This window comes from Zobellia sp. B3R18 (genome assembly GCF_018860715.1).
Taxonomy (GTDB): Bacteria; Bacteroidota; Bacteroidia; order Flavobacteriales; family Flavobacteriaceae; genus Zobellia; species Zobellia russellii.
On the sequence record NZ_JAHKQG010000013.1, the window covers coordinates 312,965 to 327,346 of the forward strand.

Annotated in this window: 6 protein-coding genes; 3 read left to right on the forward strand and 3 right to left on the reverse strand. The window is 41.4% G+C overall.

Annotation, left to right across the window (positions count from 1 at the left end; genetic code table 11):
* Window positions 1-88: 88 nt before the first annotated feature.
* Window positions 89-2,017 carry a glucosamine-6-phosphate deaminase gene (nagB, locus tag KO513_RS15950; RefSeq protein ID WP_215914249.1) on the reverse strand — a complete coding sequence of 643 codons (1,929 nt, stop codon included), beginning with the start codon at window positions 2,015-2,017 and terminating at the stop codon, window positions 89-91.
* A gap of 194 nt (window positions 2,018-2,211) precedes the next feature.
* Here nagB and KO513_RS15955 point away from each other — a divergent pair, with 194 nt between their 5' ends.
* Window positions 2,212-2,961 (forward strand): DeoR/GlpR family DNA-binding transcription regulator, encoded by a 750-nt coding sequence (locus KO513_RS15955; protein ID WP_215914250.1) that lies wholly within the window; start codon window positions 2,212-2,214, stop codon window positions 2,959-2,961.
* Window positions 2,962-2,966: 5 nt separating this feature from the next.
* Window positions 2,967-3,776 carry an N-acetylmuramic acid 6-phosphate etherase gene (murQ, locus tag KO513_RS15960; RefSeq protein WP_215914251.1) on the forward strand — a complete coding sequence of 270 codons (810 nt, stop codon included), beginning with the start codon at window positions 2,967-2,969 and terminating at the stop codon, window positions 3,774-3,776.
* 2 nt (window positions 3,777-3,778) lie between these two features.
* Here murQ and KO513_RS15965 read toward each other — a convergent pair whose 3' ends face one another.
* Complete coding sequence (locus KO513_RS15965; RefSeq protein ID WP_252735886.1) at window positions 3,779-4,180, reverse strand: c-type cytochrome; 402 nt, start codon at window positions 4,178-4,180, stop codon at window positions 3,779-3,781.
* 38 nt (window positions 4,181-4,218) lie between these two features.
* Window positions 4,219-5,340 (reverse strand): PQQ-dependent sugar dehydrogenase, encoded by a 1,122-nt coding sequence (locus KO513_RS15970; RefSeq protein ID WP_215914252.1) that lies wholly within the window; start codon window positions 5,338-5,340, stop codon window positions 4,219-4,221.
* Between the two features lie 136 nt (window positions 5,341-5,476).
* On the opposite strand from KO513_RS15970, the gene KO513_RS15975 reads away from it, so the two are divergent.
* On the forward strand, window positions 5,477-14,263 hold the full coding sequence (locus tag KO513_RS15975) for a T9SS type B sorting domain-containing protein (protein ID WP_215914253.1): 8,787 nt from the start codon (window positions 5,477-5,479) through the stop codon (window positions 14,261-14,263).
* The last annotated feature ends 119 nt before the right edge of the window (window positions 14,264-14,382 follow it).

A 14,382-nucleotide genomic window follows, 5' to 3' on the forward strand; every position in this document is an offset into this window, starting at 1 on the left:
GAATTTGTTTGTAGGGATTAAAATTGACGAATTCCAATAAAAAAAAGACCTGCTAGGCTGTAGTAGCAGGTCTTTAGGATTTGTGAAATTAGAATTTGTAACGAACAAATGCTTCCATGGCGGCATAGTGGGACAGCCCTAGTGCGCGATATCTTTCTGCGGTATTTTTGTTACGTTCTTCAGCGCGCATCCAAAATTCACGGGAGTCATCACCTTGAAACATTACCCCATCTTTTTGGGACTGATGGCAGAAAATGGCATATCGTTTTTTAAGCACCTGGCTTGGGCTCATGGGTACCGCCATTTCAATTTCATCAACATCCCATTCATGCCAAGCACCTCTGTAAAGCCATAACCAACAATCTTCCATGAAAGATTCCGATTTTAAGCGTCTAAGAGATTCAAAAACGGCGTCAAGACATACTTTATGTGTTCCATGAGGATCGGCCAAATCACCAGCAGCAAAAATCTGGTGTGGTTTTATTTCAGAAATAACGTCCATCATAATTTGTATGTCCGTCTCGGAAAGGTTGTTCTTTTTTATGGTTCCGGTTTCGTAGAACGGAAGGTCTAGAAAATGAACGTTGACATCGTCTAAACCTAGGTATCGTACCGCCGCATAGGACTCTCCTCTTCTAATATTCCCTTTGAGTTTTCGTACTTCAAGAGAATCAAAACTGCTGTCTTTTTTCTCTTTTATGGAATCGATAATTTTTTGGGCCTCGTCCGATGGTGCAATACGTTTTGAAATTTCGGCGTATCTGAGGGCATCGGTATCCGATACAGCTATGTTTCCTGAAGTTTGGTATACCACGTGAACGTCATGGCCTTGCTCTATCAACCTATCAAAAGTACCGCCCATTGAAATTACATCATCGTCTGGATGTGGGCTAAAAATAATAACTCGTTTCTTAGCAGGTTCTGCGCGCTCTGGTCTGCTGGAATCATCCGCATTGGGTTTTCCACCGGGCCAACCTGTAATAGTGTGCTGTAATTTGTTGAACATTTGAATGTTAAGGTCGTACGAATCTTTCATGGCCAACAAGCCGGACATACCATTGTCATTGTAATCTTTATCCGTTAAGCTTAGGATAGATTTTTTGGTCTCGTTGCAAAGCCAAACAATAGCTTTGGAAGTTAAGCTTTCCGTCCAATCCAAAGATTCGTCTACCAACCATGGCGTTTTGTTCCTTGTAAGCTGGCTGCCCGCTCCTGTATCCAAAACAAACGTACAGTTTTTATGGTTCTGCAAATAGGTGGCCGGTACCTGGGATGAAATTTCGCCCTCAACCGTTTTTTTGATAATGCTGGCTTTGTTTTCTCCCCATCCTAAAAGTACAATACGTTTGGCACTCATAACCGTAGCAATACCCATAGTTATAGCTTTTCTAGGAACATTGTCAATCCCCAAGAATGCAGGACCTGCATCTACAAGTGTAATGTGGTCTAGGGTTATGACACGGGTGCCCGAGTTGTAATGTGATCCTGGTTCGTTAAATCCAATATGTCCGGTTCGTCCTATACCTAAAAGCTGAAAGTCTAGTCCGCCGTTCTTCTTTATTTTGTCATCATAGGCAATGCAGTATTCAATAACCTCTTCCGGGGAAACGGTGCCATCCGGAATATGAATGTTCTCGGAAGCAATGTCTACATGATTAAAGAGATGTTCATGCATAAAATACCAGTAACTTTGACGGTTCTCTTTTTCCATTGGAAGGTATTCGTCTAGGTTAAAGGTAATTACGTTGTTGAAACTAAGGCCTTCTTCCTTGTGCATTCGTACAAGCTCCTCATAAACCTTAATAGGCGATGAACCTGTGGCAAGGCCCAAAACACAATTCTTATTGGCTTCTTGCTTTTTTCTAATGAGAGCGGCTATTTCTTCCGCAACTTTAATAGATGCTTGGTTAGAATCTGCAAAAATTACATTGTGAATTTTTTCAAAACGAGTTTCTTCAAATTGGCCAACAGGTCTATACCTTATGTTGGCACCATTTTTTTCTAAAATTGTTTTCATGCAAGTAGCTCTTTTGTGTTTGTTGTGTGTAGTTTGAATCATGCAAATATAGGCAAAACAAATTCTATTTGCTGTTTTTTGCTTTTTTAAGTTGCTGTTTTATGCATTTTTAATGATTATTTAACTTTAAGGTAGTATAAAACGGCAATTCTTATATTTTGCTATCTTTGCCGATGAATCTAATATAAAGTGCCATGTTAAAAGAAGAACGGCAACAGACCATTCTAAGGGAAGTAGATCTCCATAATAGAATTTTGTTGACGGATATTGCCGAAACCCTTGATGTTTCTATAGATACAGTAAGACGTGATGTTAAGGAGTTGGATGCTGAAAATAAGCTGCGCCGCGTACATGGTGGAGCCATTTCCTTGGGTTTTACTACGAACAATACAAGAAATAGTAATATTTATAAGCAGAAAGAGAAGATGGTTATTGCCGAAAAAGCTCTGGCGCTTATAAAAGAAGGAGGCGTTATTTTTTTGGATGGCGGTACTACTTGTTTAGAGCTGGCACATTTAATACCAACAGAAATTGAGTTAACATGCTTTACCCACAGTCTTCCCGTGGCTATGGAACTTCTTACCAAACCTAAGATTACCGTCATATTGGTAGGCGGTCAGGTTTCTGGGGAGTCGCAAACAGCTATTGGGGCTAATGCTATTCATAATTTGGCCGAGATAAAAGTAGATTTCAGTTTTATAGGAACCGGTTATGTGGATTCACATTATGGACTAACTGAATTTGATTGGGATATTGTACAAGTGAAAAAAGCGGTGATAAAATGCTCAAAAAAAACGGTACTTTTGTCTATCTCTGAAAAATTGAATTCCCAACATAGGTATAAAACTTGCGATATAAATGCAATTAATACGTTAGTAACCGAGTTAGACCCAGAGAACGACCTTTTGAACTCATTTAGAAATCACGATATTAGAATTCTGTAAGTAGTATGGAGTATACCAAAATAACCGAAAAACCATCAAACCACGATAACTTAGAGCAGATGGATACCACCACTCTTCTTCAAAAGATAAATGAAGAAGACCAAAAGGTGGCGGATGCCGTTGCAGCCGTTATTCCACAGATAACCAAATTGGTAGATGCTTTGGCAGAGCGTTTTGAAAAAGGAGGGCGCCTATTTTATATTGGAGCGGGAACTAGTGGTAGATTGGGGATTTTGGATGCCTCCGAAATACCGCCCACTTTTGGAATGCCACACACTAGGGTAATAGGTTTAATTGCCGGTGGGGATGTTGCGATACGAAAAGCTGTAGAGAATGCCGAGGATGACGGAATACAGGCTTGGAAAGACATGAAGGAGCATAATATTACGGATAACGACGTAGTAGTGGGGATTGCGGCCTCTGGAACTACTCCTTACGTTCTGGGAGGTATAGACGAAGCAAAGAAAAACGGACTTCTTACCGCTGGGATAACTAATAACCCGGGTTCTCCATTGGCCGTAGCATCGGATATTCCTATAGAATTGAACGTAGGCCCTGAATTCCTAACCGGAAGCACCCGAATGAAAAGTGGAACCTCGCAAAAACTGGCACTTAATATGATTTCCACCGCCCTAATGATTAAGATTGGTAGGGTGAAAGGAAACAAAATGGTGAACATGCAGTTGAGCAATAGCAAATTGGTAGACCGTGGAGCTCGTTATGTTTCGGAAGGTTTAGGAATTGATTATGATAAGGCCGAGGAATTGCTTAAAAAACACGGGTCTGTAAAAGCTGCTATTGATGCGGGAGCTTAAATTTACTTTTCAATAGCTTCAACTTCCTTTACAGTAACCATTTCTTTGGAGGTGTTGCCCCAGGAATTTAGAATATAGTTCATAACATCCGCAATTTCTTCATCGTCAAGGCCCATTGGGGGCATGATGTTATTGTAGTTTACTCCGTTTACGGTCATTTCACCCTGTTGCCCAAATTTAACACCTCGGATACTTGCTTGTCGGTTTTGGGCCAGATAATCGGATTTTGCCAATGGCGGAAAGGTATTGGAAATGCCTTCGCCTTCTTCTAAATGACATGTAACACAAAGGTCTGCATAGATTTCGCTACCCCGTAACATACTTTTGGAGAGTTCTGTTTCTTGGGCTTGAGTAAAATACCCTATGAAAATCAAAAAATAGAGGAAGCAACAAAAGGTTTTCATGCTTGAGAATTTTTCACGGTTCTGGACGCGATTTACGTTTACGCTTTAGGTACTAATTTATAGATTCCTTTTCCTTCAACGGCCACATAAATTAACCCGTCTGGTCCTTCTTTTATGTCTCTCACTCGTCCTAAATCCGTCAATAGTTTTTCACGACCTATAACTTTGGTTCCATCCATTATAAGACGCTCCATATACTGAAACTTTAAAGAACCTACCAATATACTACCTTTCCAATCTTTGTACTTGTCCGTTGTTACAAAAGCCATACCGCTAGGAGCAATACTAGGTACCCAGTAATGAATAGGTTGGGTCATACCCTCCATTTCGGTTTTATCTGTAATGGATGTACCGCTATAATTTATGCCATAAGTTACAAGCGGCCACCCGTAATTGGCACCAGCCTTGATAATATTGATTTCATCGCCCCCTCGTGGGCCATGTTCGTTTTCCCAAATTTCTCCAGTTTCCGGATGTTTTGCCAGTCCTTGTGGATTTCGGTGTCCGTAGCTGTATATTGCAGTTTTTGCCCCTTCCTTTCCTGTAAACGGATTGTCTTTTGGTATTTGACCGTCATCATGAAATCGGTATATTTTACCTCCATCCCGTGTAATATCCTGTGGGTTCACATCTCTTGCGCCGCGTTCACCTATGGACAAATAGAGGTAACCATCATTGTCAAACTCAATGCGGGATCCAAAATGTTGACCCTTAGTTGTATTGGGAGAAGCCTTGTACAGAAACTCTTTGTTAGTTAAGGAGTTGTTATTTAGTTTACACCGGATCAAGGCAGTATGACCTCCTTTTTCATCACCTTCTTCGGAAGCATAGGAAAGATAGATCCAGCCTGTGTTTTTATAATCGGGATGTAGTTCAATATCCAAAAGCCCCCCTTGTCCTCTAACGTAAACTTCGGGAACATTTTTTATTGCTGTTTTTGTTCCATTTTTAAAGTGGATAATTTCACCGGATTTTTCAGTTATCAAGAGTTCATTTTCTGCTAAAAATACCATACCCCATGGAGTTTGCAGTTCATCGATCATTAGCTCTGCGGTGTAGGGTGTGTTATTGGGGGTATTTGCCTTGTTTTCAGAGTCTTGTGCGCAAGAATAACTAAGCGTTATGGCGGCAATGGCTATAGATAGTACACTATTTCGCATAATTTTACGTTAAATGATATTATTAAGGTATCCCGTTACGGTTAAAGGTAACGAGAATTTATAAGTTTAAAAGAATTACCCGAGAGAAAGTGATGCACCCCAAATCGCTCATTTTCTTTCTTAAATGACTTAACCTATGCTCCCAAAAAAAACACAGCGTATTCTATACGCTCTACTGTTAACGACCTTTTCAGTAGTCTGTACTTCTGCTATTGCCGGTAAGAAGGTTTTCAACATTTATGCTGAAGTAGCCTCTGCCGTAAAAGAAGTGGTTTCCGAAAAAAGCGAGGCCACCTCTATGGCCAAGTCAATTTCAGCTGAGTCACTAAAGAATAGTACAACGGCCAAGACAGCAGCTGCCGCGCCAATGTTCTCAACAATCATTCAAGGTGCCGATAACGAAGTTGGGTGTACCGCCAATGGTTTTACCGTAGCACGATTTAATCTCTGTGGTGATTCTGATGACAGGGTTGTTTCCCTATCGGGATCCTATAGTACGGTCTCTTGGCAAGTTTTGGGGGGTAGTTGTAGTCCTAATATAAACCAAGATTGTCCGGATACAAATATATCCTGTTATACGGAAGTCCATTCGGGACCAACATTTAATTTAGATGCAAGTACTATTCCGGCCACTACAGGTGCGGAATTTCGTGTTGTTGCAGATGGGCAGCAGTACTTTTTCAAGGTTAAGAAAAGTACTATTACTCAGACCTACCAAAAGAAAGATTTTGTTTGTAATAATCCAGGTAGGATAGAAATTACCGGGCTTCCAAATAGTTATCAGTTTAGAATTCAAGAAGGGTCTAGCGGTTTCGGTCCTTACCAGTCATCTTCTATTTTTTCGAACTTAGACCCAGGATTTTATACCGTACAGGCTAGATTGAACATTCCAGGTGAGGTTTGTGAGTATCTATATGATGTTATTGAAATTAGACAAGTAGATATAGAAATAGATGTAACCTTTACTAATCCAGTATGTAGTGGAGAAACAGGTTCTATTGATGTTACTGTAAACCCTGAAGTTCCGGGACCATATGTGTATACTTTATTGGATGATAGTGGGGCAGAGATAGAATTTACATCAACTATATCTAGCAACACTTATACGTTTGGAGCCGTTAGTGAAGGTACATATGCGGTTAAAGTAGAGACCAATGATTGTAAGGAAGATATTCCAAATGGAATACCTGCCCCAATCCAATATACGGATACAAGTGGAAATCCTATTACAGTAGGTACAGGCTTAAGTCCAATAACAGTAGTTACTGATACTAACGGAATGAGTTTTGGCTGTTCTACAATTTCTAGTGTAGATATAGATGTAACCCCTTCTGGAGGTTCAGGTACGTATAGCTATACTGTTAGTGATGGAGGTGATTCAGGAGGGACATTTACAGGTACAAGTGCATATACGGTAACCAGTCCCGGTACTTATACTTTTTATATTACTGACGATCAAGGGTGTACTGCGGAAAAATCTGAATATGTGGCAGAATTAGACCCACCAGATGTTACAGCATCCGATATTGTGGGAACCTGTACCAATGGAGGTGGAAAAGTAGATTTTAACGTAACCGACCCCAGAGGATTTAACCTGGAATTTAGAGCTACTAACAATGCAGGGGACCCCTTTACAAGTTCTTCTACAATACCCGTAGCCGATGGAACATATAGTATAGTTGAAGTTCAGTATTCACAAGGAGCATTTACTTGTGTATTGTCATTACCAGCTGTTACGGTTACATCTGCAGGTGGGCTTAGTGGTTCTGCTTCTATGACGCAAGATTATACATGTGTTAACGGAGGAGGGATAATTGAGTTTGCGCCAGCAAGCGGAGGTTCCGGTACAGGTTATGAATATAGTATAGACAATGTTAACTACCAATCAGGAACAACTTTTACAGGGTTAACACCAGGAAATTATATACCTTATATAAAAGATGATGCAGGGTGTTTTCAGGCATTATCACCAATTGACATTACGGAGCCAACTCCTCCGGGATCAATTACCTTTGCTCAAGATAACCTTGATTGTGCTACAGGAACGAGTAGGGTTACGGTAGATGTGTTACCGGCAACTTATACGGTTACACAATATGAAATTATTTCATCTATCCCGGCAACCACATTACCGCCTGCACAGGCTAGTAATGTTTTTCCAGGTTTGGATTTAGATACATCCTATCAATTTGAAATAACGGACGCAAGTGGCTGTACCTATACGGCAAGTTATACTACAGGTGGGTTCAGTACTATTAGAGCTCGTGTAAAATCCGGAGGAGATAGACGTGTTTGCCCTAGTGCAACGGATGGTAATGGTGCGTTTTTAATAGACGGTTTTGCTACGGATTACGATTATACGGTAAATAGAACTGCTCCTACCGCAGCGGTAATTTCCACAGGGACAAGTACTGATTTGGAAATTCCCATTTCTGGTTTAGGTGCAGGTACCTATGAAATTACTGTAACGGACAATGATACGAACTGTACTTCTACTACCTCTTTTGATATAGAAGAAGCGGCAACACCATTGAGTATTACTCCAACAGTAACTGATATGAGCTGCCAGAATAACAATGTGGGTAGAGTTCGTGCAGATGCCACAGGTGGATTTGGCGGATATCGTTATGAATTAGAATGGCCGCCTTCCGATGGAAGAACACAAGGTCCTAAAACGGGGCGAACGTTCGGTAATTTAACAGAGGAGGGAACTTATACCTTAACCGTTATAGATTCTGAGGGCTGTAGGGCTTCAACGACATTTACACTTACCAGTGTAGATGCACCCGCAATTACATTTGATTCAGCGGATTATTGTTATTCACCTACAAATAATGCTGAAATTACAGTATCCTCAACGGCAGGTTCCGCTTTGATTGGTACGCACCAGTATAGAATTAATGGAGGAGCGTTAATAACTCCAGGTACAGCGGGTACGCATACATTTACAGGCTTGGTTCCTGGTAATTATACCATTGAGGTAGTAGATGGTAACGGTTGTATTGCTTCTACGTCCTCAATTAGGATACCTCCGCAGGTTCAAGTAAGTCTGGATATAGCCAGTGAAATACCTTGTGGTGGCGATGGAGAAATGGAAATTGACATATCTGGTGGTGATATTTCTAATTTGGGAGCCACATCCTATACTATTGAGTATAGAGATGTAAGTCCTAATCCATTTGCACCTGTTGCAGGGCATAATGGGGTACAGTTGCCTTCTGGGAATTTTAACTATACAGTTCCTTTTGGAGATCATGGAGATTATCAAGTAACGGTTACAGACTCTAATGGATGTACGAATACTTCGGAAATTATAACTTTTGAGGAACCTACAAATATTGCTGCCACGCATAGAATAGAGGGCCCCAGTTGTGGTGACGCTAACAGTGGTTTTGTAGAGATTATACCAACGGTATCATCCGGTATTCCTCCATTTGAAGTGGTCTTTGCACCCGCAGGTAATCTAACAGCTAACCCTAGTAACCCTGATCCAACCTTAAACTATGTTTTTTCGGATCAAACTATATATTCAGGGTTAACTGCCGGTAATTACGAGTATGTGGTTAAAGATGCCAGAAATTGTGTCACGGCCGTAGTTCCTATAACTGTAGCTGCTGATGGTCGTCCGTCTCCGGATGTCACGGCAACACCAATTGATGCTACTTGTTCACCAGGTTCGCCCGGAGCACTTTCTGGAGGGGTAACTATAGGTTTGCCTACTGCCGGTGTAGAGAACTATACAGTTATAATTGAAGATAATTTTGGAAACCCTTTCTATACACAAAACAACGTATCGGATTCTGATTTTCCTTTAGCGGTAACGGATCCTAGTCTTGTTCCGGGTAATTATCAGTTAATTGTTTTGGACTCTAGAGGATGTAGGGATATTGAAGCGTTTACTATAGGTACTTTAAGTTTGGACATTATTCCTAACTATCCACCGCCACCAGCAACTTGTAGCCCAGGAGGAACTACAGTTTGTGTTGATATCCTAAATGGATCGGGTAGTTATGAGATACGCTTGGCGGATCCGGATCCTTTAGTGGGATGGACCACACCAAGTAATCCGCCTGCAAACCACTGTTTCAACAATTTGTTATGGGGAGTATCCTATACGGTTGAGGTGCGTGATTTGGGAACTGGTTGTACCTATGAAGAGGTAATTACTTTACCGGATGGCCCAGGGGGCAATGTTAATATAGTGGTAGATAATGCTACTTGTAGAAACGGTGATGTTGGGGTAAATTACAACATTACTTCAGGTACTGCTCCGTTTGACGTGGTTATTACCAATCTTGATACTGGCGAAGTTGTTTATACGGATTCAGGTACCTCATTAACCACTATGGCATCTGCTATTTCTGTTTCTGGTGGAAGATATGGAGTGGCCGTTGAAGACGCCGGTGATTGTTCCTATGGAGATGAAGGTGAAGCTATTTTGTTGGCTCCACGAGTTGATATTATTAGTAACGAAAACGCAAACTGTAATGCCCTAGGTCAATTGACGGTTAGGGGTAGTGGAGGTACGCCTTATGCCACAGGAAGTCCATATCTGTACGCTTATGTACCGGCCGGTACTCCAGTGGATAATGACGGAACCGCAACACCAAGTGATCCTTCAGATGATTTTAGCGAAGCTTCTACAGTTGCCTTGCCCGGTGCATTGGCTCCTGGTATTGATTATGATATATGGGTAAAGGACGCTAATGATTGTGCTTATAGGATTTCTGCGGCGGTTATACAGTTGAACCCTGATTTACCGCCACCGACGATAAGTGTGAATAACCAATGTGACGTTACAACTCCTGTTGGAGGCTTTACAATTACAGTAGAGGTTCCAGGTGATATAGATACGCCCACCTTTACCTTGAACGGAGAGAGTCAAACTCCTCCTTATGTTGCGGGTACACCTACTCAAGCCACTTTTACGGTAAATAATATAGGTTCCTATCCCGTAAATGTCATTGATGCTAACGGTTGTGATGTTGATGATGTGGCAGAAGTGTTCCAAGTATTATCTGCTTCAGGAGATTTTACTAGCGAGCCAAGTTGTGAAGAAACCGATGGAGAAATAACAATTACCGCAGATGGTGGTAGTGGTGACTTTACCTATACATTAACTGGTACTGATATTTTTGGTAGTCCCGTGAACATTGTCGACCCAGACAATGATGGTATTTTCCCAGGTATGGCTGCCGGAGATTATCAAGTAGAAGTAACTGATAATCAGGTTACAGATGGAACGAACCCTTGTAGTTTTACTGTTAGCGGTATAGTTAGATCAGCTCCTACCAGTCCTGATATTGATGAAACAGGTGAGTCTGATGTAAGTTGTAATGGGGCCAATGACGGTAGCATTTCAGCTTCGTTAATTGCGGGTACTGATGTAGACGGTATTCAGGAATACAACTTATACTCCAGCACACTGGCTGCAATGCCTTCGGGTCTGGATACTACAGGTCGTATCAATACAAATATTTCAGGTTCTTTCTCTGGTTTAACACCAGGAACCTATGTAATAGAAGTAGTAACGGACAGAAATTGTTTTGATAGAGAAGAAGTAGTTATTAATGAACCGCCTCTTTTTGAAATCGATGTAACATCGGGAACCCTTGTTTGTAACCCTGCGTCCAATCAATATAGTACAACCATAGTAAGTGCTAGTATAGTTGGTGGTAATGTAGGTAACGGGGCTCCTTATGGCTATAAAATTAATTTAGCGGATAGTTATCAGTCTAGTCCGGATTTTGAAATAGTAGATACAGGGTCGGACCAAGTAATAACTGTTTATGCAAGAGATGCAAACGGATGTGAATATAGCGATTCAGTTACGGTTTTAGCGCCAAATACTGTAACGGCAACCATTACTCAAATAAGACCAATGGATTGTGAAAATCCTGAGCGTATCCGAATTGATGTAACAGGAAGTACCAATTTCATAATTGAAGACCAAGGTTTCTCTGTTTCGCCAGTAGCAAGCGTATCTCAACCTAGTGGTAGCTTTGTGGAGTTTGACCTTCCAATGGTTGCAGGGGAATATCGTTTACAAATTAACGACGTAGGTGGTTGTACCTATCCTATTACGGCTTATAATGTGGCAGAACCTGTACTTCCAACAGTTTCAATTACGGAATCACAAGCAGTAGGTTGTTTTGGGGCTACTGACGGAGAGCTGACAATTAATGTTAGCGGATTTACAGGAGTGTACGAGTATTGGGTTTATGAATCTTCTGACCCAGGATTCTCAGGAGGTGCATTTGGAACCCCGGTAGCAGGTAATTCAACGGGAACTATAGATACAGCTGTAGATGGTAATCCTGCTGTTATTACTGGGATCGAAGGAGGTAACCATCGTGTGGTAATACGCGAACAGGGAAAAACAGTAAGTGGCTGTAATGTATTCAGTAACGCTACTGTTCTGAGCACACCTAGTGTTGTATTGGCCATAACTTCTTTGGATGAGATAGGTCGCGTAGGTTGTAGTGATGATTTAGGTGAAATAGTAGCTACGACCCAAGGAGGTTGGGATGCATCACCTTATGAATATATGTTGGAATATGAAAGTACGGTGGGTAGCGGTTTTGCTCCACATTCAAATCCGGCGTATGCAACTTTTGCTGCTAATGGAACCAATGACACGTTCACAGGCCTTTCTAGTGGAAATTACCGAGTAACCGTAAGAGATATAGAAGGCTGTACCCATAGCAGGGAATTGGAACTGATCGCTGTTCCGCAAATTGAGGTAGAAGCTATAATTACAAGAGAATTGGAATGTCCTACAGGAAACGATGCTGTAATTGTTGCGGTAGAGCCAGGTACAACAACACCGGGAGCTATTGGTGGGGTACCAGGTGCAGGATACCAATACAGATTGTTGCATTTAGGAAGCAATAATAATGCGGATGTAGTTTCTATGACCGGTTTTCAAAGTGATCCTGAGTTTACGGGTACAACAGGGGTAATCCCTGGAGGATGGTATGCCGTTGAGGTAGTGTCTACCCTAAATTGCGGAGTGGTTTCTGCGCCTATACAGGTAATTCCGCCACCACCAATTAACCCTGCGTTAATTCAGACTTCGGTGCCGGCCTGTGGTAACAGTGCAACTATGATGATACGTGTGAACAATCCACAAGGGGGAACCTATGAATATAGCGTAAACAATTCTGGAGGACCTTGGTTGCCTATAGATGAATTAGATGCAAACGGACTTCCGGTAAAAACAGGAATACCAGGTGTAATAGGAAGCTCTTATCGTTTTGAAGTTCGTAAAGTGGGTGGTCTAAGCTCTTGTTTGGCCCGTAAGACCAATGGTATTACAATTACCGCCGCAGAACCTCTTACACTTGACCCAACATCTCCAACATTTGATGTGTCATGTGCTTATGAGGTAGATGGTAGAATTGAAGCTGTGGCTAATGGTGGTACTGGTATTTATGAGTTCAGAATTTATAATTCAGACCCAGGTACTGATGCGTTTGTGGCGGAAACATTGCCAACTTACCAAAATAGAACAATGCAGGATTTTGGAACGTTCGAAAACTTGGATGCCGGTGACTATTGGATTTCAGTAATCAGTAGAGCCAATTGTGGTGTGGTACAAGGGCCATTTTCTATTGCTCCGGCCGAGCCTGTAACTATAGCATATAGTTCAACGCCCACAACCTGTTATGGTGAAACGGATGGTACAATAACTATGAATGTTACCAGCCCTACGGTTGGATTGGTACAATTTGCCATAGAACCTAATTTGAGCGAGTTCTTTAGTGATTCGGATAACCCAACGGTTTATACATTTACAGATTTACCTGCAAACACACCTAGTAATCCGTCCTATACTGTATTGGTGCAGGATGCGGAAGGTTGTCCACAAACTTTTGAAATTGTAGTGGATGAGCCTACGGAATTGGAAATTGCGGACTTTAGTACAACGCCTGAGACCTGTATAGGTTTTGAAGATGGTACCGCAAGGTTAACGGTTACGGGAGGTACTCCTTTTGTAGATCCGTTAACATCGGTGGAATACTATGAAACTCGTTTGGTAGGTCCAAATTCGGACGGAACGGAGGTTTTCCTAAGAAATGATGATTTATACTTTGATAATCTAATAGGAGGAGAAGGTTATATCGCTTTCGTGCAAGATGCCAATGGATGTAGTACAAATGTATTCATACCTATTGAAATAGGAGTTGATTTAACGGCATCTCCTGTAGTTCAGTACGGTTGTGAAGGTATTTTTCCTAACAGTACGGCTTCCGTACAGATGCAAGAAGAGAGTTTAATTCCTGAACTGTTGTTCGCATTGAACCCTATTGACCCAACTGATGCTATAACAGCATTGGCTACTACGGAACGTTCTTGGGGAGATTTGCCTGCAGGAGACTATACAGCTTATATTTACCATGAAAACGGATGTACCAATTTTGTAGAGTTTACCATAGATGCATACGACCCATTAACACTTTTTGCCGAAAAGACCGGTCCTAACGAAATTACGGCAACAGCCGAAGGAGGTTTTGGAGGGTATGAGTTCTTTTTTGATGGAGTGTCTTACGGTAGTGAAGGCTTGTATACGACCACAGAAAGTGGCGAAGTGGAAATACGTGTGGTAGATCAGAATGGATGTGAGGCCGTAGCGGTGATTCCGTTTGAGTTTACCGGAATGTTAGAGATACCAAATTTCTTTACACCTAATGGGGATAATGAAAACGATTTCTGGGCACCGGGTAACCGTGAGTTCTTCCCTAATATTGAAGTTATTATCTATGATCGTTATGGTAGGGTTGTTGCCGAACTTGATCAAGTAAGCAAGTGGGACGGACTCTATGAAGGTAAGGAGCTGCCAACCGGAGATTACTGGTATGTAGTAAATCAAAATGATGACAGAGATATACGGTATGTAGGGCATTTCACCCTCTATAGATAAATCTTAATTAAATAATAAATTAAAAAACGGACACCTTTTTAGGTGTCCGTTTCTTTTTTGTACTGTTTTTAAAATTGTATTTTAACCGGATAAATTCCGTTACAACTAAGCGCGGAAAA

Coding starts and splice junctions, on each gene's coding strand:
- nagB (WP_215914249.1), bottom strand. CDS start 2,017: ATGAAAACAATTTTAGAAAAAAATGGTGCCAACATAAGGTATAGACCT.
- KO513_RS15955 (WP_215914250.1), top strand. CDS start 2,212: ATGTTAAAAGAAGAACGGCAACAGACCATTCTAAGGGAAGTAGATCTC.
- murQ (WP_215914251.1), top strand. CDS start 2,967: ATGGAGTATACCAAAATAACCGAAAAACCATCAAACCACGATAACTTA.
- KO513_RS15965 (WP_252735886.1), bottom strand. CDS start 4,180: ATGAAAACCTTTTGTTGCTTCCTCTATTTTTTGATTTTCATAGGGTAT.
- KO513_RS15970 (WP_215914252.1), bottom strand. CDS start 5,340: ATGCGAAATAGTGTACTATCTATAGCCATTGCCGCCATAACGCTTAGT.
- KO513_RS15975 (WP_215914253.1), top strand. CDS start 5,477: ATGCTCCCAAAAAAAACACAGCGTATTCTATACGCTCTACTGTTAACG.